Source organism: Halostella salina (assembly GCF_003675855.1).
GTDB lineage: Archaea > Halobacteriota > Halobacteria > Halobacteriales > Natronoarchaeaceae > Halostella > Halostella salina.
This window is the reverse complement of record NZ_RCIH01000001.1, coordinates 596,076-610,226: the sequence shown is the minus strand read 5'-3', so window position 1 is coordinate 610,226 and position 14,151 is coordinate 596,076. Positions and strand designations below refer to the sequence as shown.

Sequence of the window (14,151 nt, the reverse complement as noted above, 5' to 3'; positions counted from 1 at the left end):
TTTTCCCGCCACCACGACGTAGGTCCGAGCGATGCACACCGTCGTTCCGTACGCCGCCGAGAACCCGAAGACCCGCCTGAGCGGCGTCCTCGACCCGGACGAGCGCCGGGCGTTCGCCCGGGCGATGCTCGCCGACGTGCTCGCCGCCGTCCGCGACGCGGGCGGTGAGCCGACGGTGCTCGCGACCCGCCCCGTCGAGATCGACGCGCCCGTGACATTGGACGACCGGGCGCTCTCGACCGCGGTGAACGCCGCCATCGACGGCCGTCGCGGCCCGGTCGCGGTCGTCATGGCCGACTTGGCGCTCGCCACCGGGGATGCCGTCGGCCGGCTGTACGGCACCGGCGGTGACGTCGCGATCGCCCCCGGACTCGGCGGCGGGACGAACGCGCTGGCCGTCCGCCACGACGGCTTCCGGGTCGACTACCACGGGGCGTCCTTCCGCGACCACCGCGAGCGCGCCGAGGCGGTGGGCGCGAGCCTGGCCGTCGTCGACTCCTTCCGGCTGGCGACCGACGTGGACGAGCGCGCGGACCTGGCGGAGGTGTTGCTCCACGGCGACGGCGCGGCGCGGGACTGGCTCGCCGACGCCGGGTTCGAACTCGACGCCGGCGACGGCCGGGTCGAAGTCGTCCGCCGCGAGTGACCGCAACGTCAAGCCTTTTGGCCCGCCGGCGACGAGGACGAGGCGATGATCCCGGGGGCCGACGAGTACGGCATCGACCTCGCCATCGAGGACGCGGCGGTCGCGGAGCTACTGGACGTGACCCCCGGCGACGTGTCCCCGGCCGACGAGCTCTCCTTCGCGCGGAACGTCTTCGTGCCGCTGACGACCGCCTGCCGGTACACCTGCACGTACTGCACCTACTTCGACCCGCCCGGCGAGGCCACGCTGATGAGCCCCGACGAGGTCCGGGACGTCCTCCGAACCGGCGCGGACGCGGGCTGTACCGAGGCGCTGTTCACGTTCGGCGACGACCCGGACGACCGGTACGAGGCGGTCCACGAGCAACTGGCCGAGTGGGGCCACGACTCGATCCACGACTACCTCCGGCGGGTCTGCGAGATAGCGCTGGATGAGGGACTGCTCCCCCACGCGAACCCCGGCGACCAGACCCGCGAGGAGATGGCCCGCGTCGCCGACCTGAACGCCAGCATGGGCGTGATGCTGGAGACGACCGCCGACGTGCAGGCCCACGGCGGCCCGCGGGCGAAAAACCCCGGCCAGCGGCTCAACACCATCCGCAACGCGGGCGAGTTGGGCGTCCCGTTCACGACGGGCATCCTCGTGGGCATCGGCGACGACTGGGCCGACCGCGCGGAGAGCCTGCTCGCGATCCGGGAGCTACACGAGCGCTACGGGCACGTTCAGGAGGTGATCGTCCAGCCGGTCGCTGAGAACGAGCGCTGGCGGGGACCGACGCCGTCGGTCGACGACCTGCGCCGCGCGGTGGCGATGGCGCGGCACTGCCTGCCCGAGACGGTGTCCGTGCAGGTGCCGCCGAACCTCGCGCCGGCCGGCGAGGTGGTCGACTGCGGTATCGACGACCTGGGCGGCGTCTCCCCGGTGACCGACGACCACATCAACCCTGACTACGCGTGGCCGGCGCTCGACGCGCTGCGGAACATCGCCGACGACGCCGGCGTCCCGCTCCGCGAGCGCCTGCCGGTGTACGAGCGCTATCTGCCGCCGGACCTGCGCTCGCCGGGGTTCGACGGCGACCCCGCGACGGGCGACTGGATCAGCGAGCGCGTTCGGGCGGCGCTCACCGCCGACGACGCCGCCGGCGAGCGGTACCGCGCGGTGCTGGGCGGCGAGTCGCTCGCGGCGGACTGAGGCCGCCGACTTAAACCCGCCCCGCATCACCGGCGACGGGGCTACTGCCCCCCGGACCGAACGTCCGGACGATGACAGTCACGACGCTCCCGGAGACGCTCGCGGGGGAACTCGGACTCGGGTCGGGCCCGGTCGGCGGGTTCGTCGCGGGCGTGCTCGGTGCGGTCGTCGTCTCGCTGATACTGCTGACGAACGCCGCGGTCGCCGGTCCCTGGGCGAAACGGAAGGTACTCGCGGGGATCTGGGGGAAGCAGGGCCCGAACCGGATGGGGCCTGGGGGCCTGCTCATCATCGTCGCCGACGTGGTGCGGCTGCTGTCGAAGGAGCTCATCGTCCCCGAGAACGCCGACCGACCGGCGTACGACATCGCGCCGCTGCTGGTCACCTTCTCCGCGCTCTTCGGTTTCGCGGTGATTCCGATGGGCAGCGGGATCCAGCTGGCCGACCCCGCGACGGGGATCGTCTTCGCCTTCGCGGCGGCGTCGCTGGCGACGCTCGGCATGACGATGGCCGGCTACGCCTCGAACAACAAGTTCTCGCTTTTGGGGGCGCTGCGGGCGGTCGCCCAGAACATCGCCTACGAGATCCCGCTGGTCGTGACGGCCGCCTCCGTCGTCCTGCTCGCCGGGACGATGCAGACCAGCGAGATCGTCGCCGCCCAGGCCGAGCCGCTGGTGACGCTCGCCGGCGTCACGGTCCCGTCGTGGTACGCCCTCGTCAACCCGTTCGCGTTCGCGCTGTTCGTGGTGGCGAACCTCGCGGAGGTCGGGCGCAACCCGTTCGACACGCCCGAAGCGCCGACCGAGATCGTCGCGGGGTTCCAGACGGAGTACTCGTCGGTGTACTTCGTGTTGCTGTACCTCGGCGAGTTCCTCCACATCTTCCTCGGCGGCGCGCTGATCGCCACGCTGTTTCTCGGCGGGCCCGCCGGGCCCGTGCTGCCGGGGATCGTCTGGTTCCTGCTCAAGATGTGGGCCGTCTTCCTGTTCACGCAGTGGGCGCGGTCGGCGATGCCCCGGCTCCGGATCGACCAGCTCATCGGCGTCGGCTGGAAGGGGATGCTGGTGCTCTCCTTCGTCAACCTCGTCCTGACGGCGCTGATCCTGCCGTTCGTCGTGGCGTAGCTGCCCCGGCGTCGCGTCGTCGGCGCGGCTACGGCGTCGGACGCGGCTCGTCGCTCGCGCCGGTCCGGACGAACCGCGAGAAGATCCGGGACTCGATCTTCCGCAGGTGCTCCCCGACGGTGCTCGGCGAGGCGTCGACGCGGTCGGCGATCGCCTCGTGGGTCGCCTCCCGCGGGTTCTCGTAGTAGCCGAGGCGGACGGCCGCCTCCAGCACCTCCTGCTGGCGGGCTGTGAGCGTCCCGAACAGCTCGTCGACCTGCGGGGCGTGGCTGCCCGTCTCCAGCACCGTCACCGAGAACTCGTCGGTGTCGATCGTCACGGCGTCGGCGAACGCACCCTCGTCGCCGACCAGCGTCATGTCGTAGGACCCGTCCTCGGCGACCTCGATGGGCATCTCCAGCACCAGTTCCGACTCGCGCTGGTGCTGGAGCATCCGACGCGTGAGGTCGGTCGGCTCGAAGTGCGTGTACGAGTACCACCAGCCGTCGGCACCCGTGACCGCGTAGTCGAGGACGTGGGGCGACGACTGCAGGATCGCCTCGTACCGGTCACGATCCCCCCTGGCCTCGGCGAGCATGACCGCGGTGCCGTCGTCCAGCAGTTCGTCCCGGTGGATCGCCCCGCGAGTCACCGACGGCTCCTCGCTCAGCGCCTCTCCGAGCGGGTGGAACCCCTGCCCCTCGGTCGGCGTGATCCGGATCCGCACGTAGCGCATGGCCGAGGGATCCCCACGCGGTGTCAAATAGCTACGGGGAACTCGGACCGGCTGGTCTCACCCGTTCCCGGTGGGGGCGAGCGCCGGGGGCAGCACCCACCGGGAATCCGCGAGGACGAACGCTCTCAGTCGTCCGTGGCGGGCGTCTCCCGGCGAAGCATCGGCGTCCCGTCGGCCTTGGGACCGAGTTCAGGACCGTGGGGGCGGTCGGCCGGGTCGAGGACGCGGCGCTGTCGGTAGTCCGTCGAGCGCTCGACCGGCGTGCGGCCGATGGCGGCGATCATGTCGGCGTACTCGTCGAACGACCGGTACTCGCCGTAGTCGCCGCCGGCGCGTTTGGTGATCTCCTCGGAGAGGATGGTGCCCATGAAGTCGTCCGCGCCACAGTTGAGCAGTTTCAGCCCCTTCGCGTCGCCGAACTTCACCCACGAGGACTGGATATGGTCGACGTTGTCCAGAAAGAGCCGGGAGACGGCGATCATCAGTTCGTCCTCGGCGTCGCTCGCGCCGCCGGTGACCATGTCGTACTCGAACAGCGGCGTGTTCTCGTGGACGAAGGAGAGGGGGACGAACTCCGTGATCGCGTCGGTCCGGTCCTGCAGGTCGCGGATCCGGTCGAGATGCATGACGCGGTGCATCGCGTTCTCGACGTGGCCGTACATGATCGTCGCGGTGGTGTCTAACCCGACGTTTGCGGCGGCCTCCATCGCTTCGAGCCACTCGTCGGTGCCGATCTTGCCCGGACAGATGGCGTCCCGCACCTCGTCGACGAGGATCTCGGCGGCGGTCCCCGGCACCGAGTCGAGTCCGGCGTCCTTGAGCCGGCCGTACACCTCCTCGTACGACCAGTCGGTGCCTCGACGGCCATGGTACGCCTCCTCCGGCGTCATCGAGTGGAGGTGGACGCCGTCGACGGCCATCGCGTCCATCTGCTCGCAGTAGGTGCCCGGGTCGACCTCGTAGCGTTCGGGCGGCTTGTAGTTCAGGTCGCCGCGGTCGCTCGCCTCGAGGAGTTCGAGGTGTTCGTCGTCCAGCGCGAACGCCGGATGCAGGCCCGAGACCGAGGTGACCTCGTACACGCCCATCTCGACGGCGTCACGGACGATCTCCCGGGACTCGGCGGGCGTCTTGGTGAACCCGGCGTGGCTCGCGTCGTTGTCGGCCTCGAAGTGCTCGGCGGTGTCCTTGAAGTTGCAGAACAGACAGCCCGTGTTGCACGCCGTCGTCACGTTGTTGTTCAGGTTGGCGACGAACGTCACCTCGTCGCCCACTGCCTCGGCCCGGCGGCGGTCGGCCAGTTCCAGCACGCGCTCCTTGCGCCGGGGGTCGATCCCGTCGGCGTCGGTGCCGGTCGTCATGAGTTCGACGCCGTCGGCGACGGTCAGGCGCTCCCCGTCGCGGGCCTTCGCCAGCGCGTTCTCGAACGACTGGTCGGTTTCGGGGCGGTGCTCGAACCGGATCTCCTCGCCGCTCCCCGGTCCGGTCGTGGCCGCGTCGGTCATTGTCCACTCTCTTAGACCGGTTCGTGAAAAGGGTGCGGGTCCCGGCGGGCGTGCGGGCGGACTGCTAACCCTTTTTAACCACGCCCCCGGGAGTCAACCCATGGAGCAGGTGGTCGACGCGTGACCAGCGTCAAGGAGTTCCGCATCGAGGCGGCGGCGACGGAGGACGAACTCGGCCGGGGGTCGTTCGTCTTCACGGACGACTACTCCGTCTTCGACTGGGGGAAGATGCCCGACGAGATCCCGGACAAGGGGGCGAGCCTCTGTGCGATGGGCGCGTACAACTTCGAACTGCTGGAGGACGCGGGGATCCCGACGCACTACCGCGGCGTCGTACCCGCGGGTGGCGACGACCCCGTCCCGCTCGCCGAAGCGGCCGAACCGCCCCGCGAGATGGCCATCGACCTGACGCAGGTCCCCGACCTGCCACACGAAGGCCGGGACTACGACTACGACGCGTACCACGACGCCGCCGGCGGGAACTACCTCGTTCCCCTGGAGATCGTGTTCCGGAACCGCGTCCCCGTCGGCTCCAGCCTGCGCCGCCGGACCGACCCGGCCGACCACGGACTCGATTTCGACGAATGGCCCGACGAGGTCGTCGACCTGGACGAGCCGATCGTCGAGTTCTCGACGAAGTACGAGGAGGGCGACCGCTACCTCGACCGCGCCGAGGCCGACCGGATCGCCGGCGCGGCGTCGATAGACGACCTCGAAGCGGTCGCACTCGAGGTCAACCGCGTCGTCACGGAGCGTGCCGACGAGGCGGGGCTGACCCACGAGGACGGGAAGATCGAGTGTCTGTACTACGGGGCGGCCGCTGCCGCCGACGGTGAGCGGACCACCGGGTCCGCGAACGGCGAGATCCGGGTCGCGGACGTGGTCGGCACGTTCGACGAGAACCGCTTCAGCTACGAGGGCACCCAGATCTCGAAGGAGGTGCTCCGCCAGTACCACAAGCGCACCCAGCCAGAGTGGGTCGACGCCGTCAAGACGGCGAAGGCGGAAGCCGAGCGGCGGGACGTGGCGGACTGGAAACGCCTCTGTGACGCCCGCCCCGAACCGCTCGACGACGACGTGGTCGCGGTCGCGCGGGACCTCTACGCCGCCGGCGCGAACGCCTACGTCGGCCGCGACCTGTTCGACGCGCCGCCGCTGGATTCGGCGATCGGCGCGGTGCGGCGGCTCTGAGGCCGACGGGGCCGGGCGTTCGGGATACTGCGCGAAAGGTGCCATTGAAGTGTGGCGCTTGCCTCCGTAGGATCAAATGGTCGATCCAACGTCGGACCTCGGCGAGGACGTCGACGAGGCGGACGCGCCGAACTGCGAGCACTGCGGCGACCCGGTCGTCGGGACGCCGGACCACCGCGTCCACACGACGGTCGAGGACGACACCGTCGAACACCGGCATTTCTGCGACGACGCCTGTCTCGACGAGTGGCGGGACTGATAGTGGTTATTCTCGCCAATTACCGATGCTCGCCGGTACCATACGGGCGAGCACCGATAAACAGTGAGGAATAACCACTATGAGGGGCCGCCCGAGCCCCCGATACCGGTAGCCTAGTCGTCCGCTTCCCCTTCTGCGATCGCCTCCCCGATACCGTCGAGCGGCCGGTCGGGATTTGCCTCCGAGGCGGCCTGTGAGAGGCCGAGCTGGTAGTCGCTCGGCTCCGCGCCGTCGCGGAGGCTGGTGCGGCCGCGATGGGACGCCACGTCGTCGTTGAGGTGGAGCTTGACGGCCTCCAGCAAGGCGTCGGCTTCGAGCGGCTGGCCGCGCCGGCGCAGCTCGTCGACCGTGGCGTCGTCGGGCACGTCGAACGCGCGCTGGGTGATGATCGGTCCCTGGTCCAGGTCCGTCGTCACGTAGTGGGCGGTGACGCCGGCGATGCGGACGCCCTCCTCCTTGGCCTGCCGGTACGCCTTCGCACCCGGGAACGCCGGTAGCAGGCTCGGGTGGATGTTGATGATGCGGTCCTCGTACCGGAACACGACGTTCGGGCTGAGAATGCGCATGTACCGCGCCAGCACGACCAGGTCGGCGTCGTACTCGGCGAGCAGGTCCAGCAGTTCGTCCTCGTCGGGCTGGCCGTTGGCGTCGCCCACGTCGTGGAACGGGACGCCGTACTGCTCGGCGAGCGGTTCGAGGTCGTCGTGGTTGCCGATGACGACGCCGATCTCCGCGCCGAGGTCGTCGTTGGCCCACGCCTCGAACAGCGCCTCCAGACAGTGGGACTCCTTCGTGACGAGCACGGCGATCTGCTGGGTCTCGCGCTCGGTCGGGAACCGCACCTGCACGTCGACACCCAGGTCCTCCCCGAGGTCGTGCAGGTCCCGGCGGAGCGTCGACTCGGTACACACCATGTCGGTCGTGTCGACCGACATCGTCATGCGGAACAGGCCGTCCCGGACGGCCTGGTCCAGGTCCTCGATGTTGATTCCGCGCTCGAACAGGAGGGAGGTGACCTGCGCGATCAGTCCGGTGTCGTCGTCTCCGATCACCGTGATCTCGGTCAGGTCGGTCGTCATCGCCACCACCTCCGCTCGCTGTCGCTCGGAGTCATCGGCCACGACTCGGCCATGCGGCGGCAAAAGCCTTCGTTTCCGTGCCGTACCTGCCTGTCCACGAACGTGTACACCGTCGGGAAGTCACAAGAGTTTTTGAACACGAACGCGCAGAGTCAGGTGATGACAGCCTACACCGCGACCGTCACCGTGCGACTCAAGCACGGCGTGCTGGACCCCGAGGCAGAGACCACCCAGCAGGCGCTGGAACGCCTCGGGTTCGAGCTGGCGGACCTCCGGTCGGCCGACCGGTTCGAGATCGACCTCGACGCCGAGTCGGCGGAGGCGGCCGCGGACCGCGTCGACGAGATGGCCGAACGCCTGCTGGCGAACCCGACCATCCACGACTACGACGTGGCGGTCGAGGAGCGATAGATGACCGGCACAACCACGACGATAGCCACGCTCGATTCCCACACGAGGTGGTCGCTGTGACCGTGGCCACGACGATAGCCACGCTCGGTTCCCACACGAGGTGGTCGCTGTGACCGTGGCTATCGTCAGATTCGGCGGCTCCAACTGCGACCGCGACGCCGAGCGCGCGCTCGCCCATCTCGACATCGACGCGGAGATCGTGTGGCACGAGGACGGCCTCCCCGAGGACACGACGGGCGTCGTCCTCCCGGGCGGCTTCTCCTACGGCGACTACCTGCGGGCCGGCGCGATGGCCGCGCAGTCCCCGGTCGTCGAGGAGGTCCGCGAGGCCGCCGCCGACGGCGTCCCCGTGCTCGGCGTCTGCAACGGCGCGCAGGTCGGCTGCGAGTCCGGGCTGACCGAGGGGGCGTTCACCACGAACCGGAGCGCGCGGTTCCAGTGCGAGCACGTCCACCTGCGCGTCGAGAACGCCGACACGCCCTGGACCGCCGCCTACGAGCAGGGCGAGGTGATCGAGGTCCCCATCGCCCACGGCGAGGGGCGCTACGAGGCCAACGACGTGCGCCTGACGGAGCTCGAGATCGAGGGACGCGTCCTCTTCCGGTACTGCGACGCCGACGGCGAGGTGACCGAGGCCGCAAACCCCAACGGCTCCAAGCACGCGGTCGCCGGCGTCCTCGGCGAGCGCGACACCGTCGCCGTGATGATGCCCCACCCCGAGCGAGCGACGCTCCCCGACGTGGGCGGCACGGACGGCCGGGGTATCCTCCGCGGGTTCGAGCGGGCGGTCGAATCGTAATCCCCGTCGTTTGCCGGAAGGTTCAACTGTCCGCCCCGTTTCTGTCGGGCCAACGGTAATTATCAGTCGTATAGATGTCAAGTAAATATACCGTCCTGCACGTCGACCGCGCCGCCGCCGACCGGGAGGCAGTCGAAACCGCGTTCGCCGCGGTCGGCGCGACGGTGGTATCCTGCACCGACGCGGCGAGCGCGGCGGCGGCGCTCGCTGAGTCGTCGTTCGACTGCGTCGTCGCCGGCGACTTCGACGAGCCGTTCTCCCTGCACGACCTCGCCGAGCCGCCGGTCGTCCACTTCGCCGACGCCGACGCGTCGTTCGCCGGCGAGGCGGTCGCCGCCGGGGCCGCCGGGTTCGTCCCCAAGGGCGACGGCGTCGAGACGCTCGTCGAGCGGGTGGACGCCGTCGTCGGGGACCGGGCGTCGCGGCCGACCGACGCCGACCGGCGGCGCTCGCTGCTGGTCGAGCAGTCGCCGCTTGCCATCATCGAGTGGGACCGGGAGTTCCGCGTCGCCGGCTGGAACCCCGCCGCCGAGGAGCGGTTCGGCTACGACCGCGAGGACGCGATGGGGCGAACGGCGGTGGACCTGATGGTCCCGGCGACGGCGCGCGAGGCCGTCGAGTCGGTGTGGGAGGACCTCCTCTCAGGCGAGGGCGGCCGCCGGCTGGTCAACGAGAACGTCTGCGCCGACGGCAGCCGGATCGTCTGCGAGTGGAACAACGCCCCCCTGATAACCGACGCGGGCGAGGTGGTCGGGGTCATCTCGTTCGTCCGGGACGTGAGCGACCAGGTGCGACGGACCGAGGCGCTGGAGGCGGTCCAGCGGACGGCCCGCGAGATGATGCGGGCCGGGACGAAGCGGGAGGTGGCCGGGACGCTCGTCGACGCAGTCCCGGCACTGCTCGACCGACGGATGGCGAGCGTCCGGCTGTACGACGAGGACGAGGGGACGCTCGACCCGGTCGCGACGACCGACCGCGTCGACGAACTGGTCGACGAGCTGCCGGTCGTCGGGCCGGGCGACGGGGTCATCTGGGACGCGTTCGAGGGGAACGAGCACACGGTCTACGACGCAGTTCCCGTGTCGGAGACGGTGTACGGCGACCAGCTCCCCGAGCCGGTCGACGGCCTCTCGCTGTTCCCGCTGGGCGACCACGGGGTGCTGGTCCTCGCCGTCGACGAGACGGAGGCGTTCGACGAGACCGACCTCCATCTGGCCAACGTCGTCGCGGCGACGACCGAAGCGGCGCTCGACAGCGCCGAGCGCCAGCGGGAGCTTGCGTATCGCGACGCCATCGTGGAGGCCGCCGGCGACGGCGTGTACGCGCTCAGCCCCGAGAACCGCTACACGGCCGTCAACGACACGCTGCTGTCGATGACCGGGTACGAGCGGGACGAGCTGGTCGGCGAGCCGCCGACGAAGCTACTCTCGCCCGCCGCCGTCGAGCGGGGGCGGGAACTGGTCGCGGAACTCGTCGCCGGCGAGGGGTCGGTTCGGACCTACGAGGCGACGGTGTACGCGAAGGACGGCGAACGGATCCCCTGCGAGATCAACCTCTCGCTGCTGCCCGCGGACGGCGAGGGCGGCCCCGGCGTCGTCGGGACCGTCAGGGACATCACCGAACACAAGCGGATGGAGGCCGCGCTCCGTCAACAGCAACGGAAGGTCCGGAACCTTCACCAGGTCACGTCGCGCCTCGAACGCTGTGACACGACGACGGAGGTGTACCACGCGGCTATCGAAGCCGCCGAACGCGTACTCGATTTCGACGCCTGTGTCGCCTACCGGGCGGCTGACGGCGACCTGACGGCGGCGGCCGGCGGGCTGGAGCGAAGCGGGGACGAGGGCGAGCGGCCACACGGCGAACTCGCGGCCGAGGTGTGGGAGACGGGGACCGCGAGCCGCGTCGGCGACGCCGAACGAACGGACGCTCGCCTGCCGGGCGAGTATCGGTCGGCGCTGACGGTGCCGGTCGGGGCCGACGGCGTCCTGCAGGCCCTTTCGTCGACCGCCGACGCGTTCGACGACGACGACCAGGAGCTCGCAGAACTGCTGGTCGCCCACGTCGTCGAGGCGATAGAGCGCGTCCGGTTCGAGCGCGACCTCCGGGAGCAGCGCGACCGCTTTGCCGCCCTGTTCGAGAACGTCCCCAACCCCGTCATCAGCGTCGAGTACGAGGGGGAGGTCCCGGAGTTCGTGGCGGCCAACGAGGCGTTCGAGCGGGAGTTCGGCTACGAGGCGGACCGGGTCGTCGGGGAGCCGGTCACGGAGGTCGTCGTCCCGCCGGACCGTCGCTTCGAAACCGACGAGATAGTGGCGCGTGCCACGGCCGGCGAGACCGTCGAGCGGGAGGTCACGCGGCTGACGGCGACCGGGAAGCGGGAGTTCCTGCTCACGGTCGTCCCGGTCGACCCGGACGCGGAGAACACCGACATGTACGCCATCTACACGGACATCACGGAGCGCAAGCGGCGGCGCAAGCGCGTCGAGGTGCTGAACCGCGTCCTCCGCCACGACCTCCGCAACGGGATGAACGTCGTCAAGGGGTACGCCGAGACGCTCCGCGACGCCGTGCCGCCGGCCCGTGAGCGGGCCGTCGAGGCGATAGAGGAGCGGGCGACCGAGCTGAGCGAACTGGCCGAGAAGACCAGAACTGTCCAGCGAACCCTCGCCGACGACCGGGAGGCGGGACCGGTCGACGCCGCCGAGGCCGTCAGGGACGCCGTCGACGGCGTCGGACGCGAGCATCCCGACGCCGACGTGACGTGGTCGGTCCCCGACAGCGCTCCGGTGCAGGCCGACGACCTGTTCGGAACCGCCGTGAGACAGCTCGTCGAGAACGCGGTCGTCCACAACGACCGCTCGCCGCCGTCGGTCCGGGTCGAGGTCGACGATGACGGGGAGACGGTCGTCGTCACGGTGCGGGACGACGGGCCGGGGATCCCCACCATGGAGCGGGAGCTACTCGTCGAGGACCGCGAGATAACGCAGTTACGGCACGCCAGCGGCCTGGGCCTGTGGCTGGTGAACTGGGTCGCCGAACGCGCCGACGGGGACCTGTCCTTCGCCGAGAACGACCCGCGCGGGACGGTCGTCACCCTGCGGGTTCCCCGGGCGGCCGCCGAGGCGGAACCGGCCGACGAGGAGGCGGCGGGGGATTAGCGCGCCAGCGGCATCGCGTAGCTCCGCTCGCGGGCGAGCACCTCGGACCAGGTGCGCTCGCAGTCACAGGACACCTGCTCGAACACCGACGGGTCCTGCCGGAGGTCGAAGTCCTTGATGGCGCGCTGGACGCGGTCGTCGCACTCCCCGCAGTTGTGCGGGCCGCGGTCGCTGCCGTGGCCGACGGGGTCGGAGACGACGATGGCGTCGGCGTCGGCGGTCGACTCCAGCACTTCGGCGACGCTCCAGAGCCACGGCGGCCGGTAGCCGTCGTTGAAGTAGAGTTCGTCGACCATCGTGTACCGCTGGACGTTGCAGGGGTTCATCGAGACGGTGTGGGCGTACTCGGCGCACTTCCGGACCGAGCGCTTCATGTCCTCGACGGCCTCGCGCTCGCTGAGGAACGGCGGTTTCATGAGCAGGTACGCCTTGATGCCCGCGCCGGCGGCGTCGGCCTCCTCGCTCGCTGCCACGAACTCGTCGAAGTCGAAGTACTTGTTGACGCAGTCGTGGCGCACGCGGTCGGTGCCGGTCTCCAGACCGACCGCAACGTCCGTCTCCAGGCCGACCTCGGTGAAGTCGGTCAGCTTCTCGCGGTCGACGAAGTCGGGCAGGCTCTCGACGACGATGCGGTCGCGGTCGGCGAACGCCTCGGCGATCGCCTGTCGGCTCTCGGCGGCGACCTCGCGCTCGTCCAGGAAGGAGCCGCTGGTGTAGATCTTGATGAGGCCGCTCTCCTCGTCGGCGTTCGCTTCCTCGTGTTCGAGACAGGCGTCGATCTGGTCCATCAGGGCGTCGTGGGCGACGCTCCCGCCGTCGACGGACTCGGCGACGTAGCCACACATCGTGCAGCCGCCGGCCCGCGCCCAGCGGCAGCCGCCGGTGTTCAGGATGATCGTGAGGCTCTGGTAGACGCCGTCGGGCGTGTTGTCCTCGTCGATCCAGACCCTGGTCGGCTCGTGGGGGTCGTAGGACGCGTCCTTCTCGGCGCGGATCCCGCGCATCACCTTGTTGTGGGCGTCCATCCCCTTCCCCTGCTCGTACACGTCGGGGCTCGGCTTGCTCATTGGCGGTCCGTAGCGGGCCGAGGGGTAAAGCGACTTCGTCTCGGCCGACGCCGGCCGAACTGCTGGACCACAGCGGCTTTGACCCTCGTGGTCCCGCGTACTCGCATGGTCGACCCGGACAGAACCGACCCCGAGACGTACTACGACGACTACGGCGAACGGGAGTGGGAGCGGCTCGACCGCGACTTCTTCCACCGGCTGGAGTGGGAGGGGACCGTCGAACAGCTGGACGACCACCTCCCGCCGGTCGACGACCCCGCGGACCCGCCCCGGATCGCGGACGTGGGCGGTGCGGCCGGCCGGTACAGCGTGTGGCTCGCCGAGCGCGGCTACGACGTGACGCTGATCGAACCGAGCGAGGGCCAGCGCGACATCGCCCACGAGAAGCTCCGGGAACACGGCGTCGCCGACCGCGTGACGGTCCGGGACGGCGACGTGCGCGACCTCGGCGCGGCCGACGACGCCTTCGACGCGACGCTGTGTCTCGGCGGCCCGCTGTCACACGTCCTCGACGCCGACGAGCGGCGGCAGGGCGCGGCCGAACTCCGGCGCGTGACGGCCCCCGATGGCCCGGTCTTCGTCTCGGTGATGGGGCTGCTCGGCGCGGTGATGATCACCGTCCAGTACGCCGGACGCGTCGACGACGAGGTCGACGACCTCGCGCTGATGCCCGACCTCGTCCGGGAGCGCGACTACACTGCCGACCTCGCCGAGCGCAACGGGATGGAGCCGGTCATCTTCGACTGCCACTTCTTCCGGCGGGACGAGTTCGCGGACCTGCTCTCGGGGGCCGGACTCGCCGTCGAAACCGTGGCCGCGCTGGAGGGCGTCGCCGCGCTCCGACGCTCGCACTTCGAGGAACTCGACGAGGACGCCCGCGAGACGGTCCGGACGCTGAACGACCTGCTCCGGACAGACGGGACGCTGGCGGACGTGTCGCCCCACATGCTGGCGGTCTGCCGGGCGTGAACGGCCGTCGTCGCCGTCTCGTCGACAGCGCCGGCGA

Annotated in this window: 13 protein-coding genes; 9 read left to right on the top strand and 4 right to left on the bottom strand. The window is 70.3% G+C overall.

The features are described 5' to 3' along the window. Window positions 1–31: 31 nt before the first annotated feature. The 3 genes from cofC (at window position 32) to D8896_RS03150 (ending at window position 2,961) form a co-directional block, all read left to right on the top strand. The gene (gene cofC, locus D8896_RS03160) at window positions 32–646 is read left to right on the top strand and encodes a 2-phospho-L-lactate guanylyltransferase (RefSeq protein ID WP_121820609.1); all 615 of its coding nucleotides are present in this window, start codon (window positions 32–34) and stop codon (window positions 644–646) included. Window positions 647–691: 45 nt separating this feature from the next. Then, on the top strand, window positions 692–1,837 hold the full coding sequence (cofG, locus tag D8896_RS03155) for a 7,8-didemethyl-8-hydroxy-5-deazariboflavin synthase subunit CofG (RefSeq protein WP_121820608.1): 1,146 nt from the start codon (window positions 692–694) through the stop codon (window positions 1,835–1,837). A gap of 71 nt (window positions 1,838–1,908) precedes the next feature. After that, window positions 1,909–2,961, top strand: a complete 1,053-nt coding sequence (locus D8896_RS03150) for a complex I subunit 1/NuoH family protein (RefSeq protein ID WP_121820607.1) — start codon at window positions 1,909–1,911, stop codon at window positions 2,959–2,961. Window positions 2,962–2,989: 28 nt separating this feature from the next. On the opposite strand, the gene D8896_RS03145 is transcribed toward D8896_RS03150, so the two are convergent. Together D8896_RS03145 and cofH are read right to left on the bottom strand one after the other, a co-directional pair. Then, window positions 2,990–3,676, bottom strand: a complete 687-nt coding sequence (locus tag D8896_RS03145) for a helix-turn-helix domain-containing protein (protein WP_121820606.1) — start codon at window positions 3,674–3,676, stop codon at window positions 2,990–2,992. 125 nt (window positions 3,677–3,801) lie between these two features. Beyond that, the gene (cofH, locus tag D8896_RS03140) at window positions 3,802–5,178 is read right to left on the bottom strand and encodes a 7,8-didemethyl-8-hydroxy-5-deazariboflavin synthase subunit CofH (protein WP_121820605.1); all 1,377 of its coding nucleotides are present in this window, start codon (window positions 5,176–5,178) and stop codon (window positions 3,802–3,804) included. Between the two features lie 120 nt (window positions 5,179–5,298). On the opposite strand from cofH, the gene D8896_RS03135 reads away from it, so the two are divergent. Together D8896_RS03135 and D8896_RS03130 are read left to right on the top strand one after the other, a co-directional pair. Further along, window positions 5,299–6,369, top strand: coding sequence for a phosphoribosylaminoimidazolesuccinocarboxamide synthase (locus D8896_RS03135; RefSeq protein ID WP_121820604.1), 1,071 nt, complete (start codon window positions 5,299–5,301; stop codon window positions 6,367–6,369). A gap of 76 nt (window positions 6,370–6,445) precedes the next feature. Further along, window positions 6,446–6,628: a DUF7576 family protein gene (locus D8896_RS03130; RefSeq protein ID WP_121820603.1), complete on the top strand. Its 183-nt coding sequence runs from the start codon at window positions 6,446–6,448 to the stop codon at window positions 6,626–6,628. Window positions 6,629–6,741: 113 nt separating this feature from the next. Here the strand turns inward: D8896_RS03130 and D8896_RS03125 are convergent, their stop codons facing one another. Then, the gene (locus tag D8896_RS03125; RefSeq protein WP_121820696.1) at window positions 6,742–7,707 is read right to left on the bottom strand and encodes a formyltetrahydrofolate deformylase; all 966 of its coding nucleotides are present in this window, start codon (window positions 7,705–7,707) and stop codon (window positions 6,742–6,744) included. A 159-nt stretch (window positions 7,708–7,866) separates the two neighbouring features. Between D8896_RS03125 and purS the strand changes: the two genes are divergently transcribed. The 3 genes from purS (at window position 7,867) to D8896_RS03110 (ending at window position 12,078) form a co-directional block, all read left to right on the top strand. Then, complete coding sequence (gene purS, locus D8896_RS03120; RefSeq protein WP_121820602.1) at window positions 7,867–8,118, top strand: phosphoribosylformylglycinamidine synthase subunit PurS; 252 nt, start codon at window positions 7,867–7,869, stop codon at window positions 8,116–8,118. Window positions 8,119–8,227: 109 nt separating this feature from the next. Further along, on the top strand, window positions 8,228–8,917 hold the full coding sequence (gene purQ, locus D8896_RS03115) for a phosphoribosylformylglycinamidine synthase I (protein WP_121820695.1): 690 nt from the start codon (window positions 8,228–8,230) through the stop codon (window positions 8,915–8,917). A 74-nt stretch (window positions 8,918–8,991) separates the two neighbouring features. Next, the gene (locus D8896_RS03110; protein WP_121820601.1) at window positions 8,992–12,078 is read left to right on the top strand and encodes a PAS domain S-box protein; all 3,087 of its coding nucleotides are present in this window, start codon (window positions 8,992–8,994) and stop codon (window positions 12,076–12,078) included. Here the strand turns inward: D8896_RS03110 and D8896_RS03105 are convergent. Beyond that, window positions 12,075–13,145 carry an archaeosine biosynthesis radical SAM protein RaSEA gene (locus D8896_RS03105; protein ID WP_121820600.1) on the bottom strand — a complete coding sequence of 357 codons (1,071 nt, stop codon included), beginning with the start codon at window positions 13,143–13,145 and terminating at the stop codon, window positions 12,075–12,077. The two genes, D8896_RS03110 and D8896_RS03105, sit on opposite strands and share 4 nt — an antisense overlap. Before the next feature lie 105 nt (window positions 13,146–13,250). Between D8896_RS03105 and D8896_RS03100 the strand changes: the two genes are divergently transcribed. After that, a complete protein-coding gene (locus tag D8896_RS03100) occupies window positions 13,251–14,114 on the top strand; it encodes a class I SAM-dependent methyltransferase (RefSeq protein WP_121820599.1) in 864 nt (287 codons plus the stop codon). Window positions 14,115–14,151: the final 37 nt, after the last annotated feature.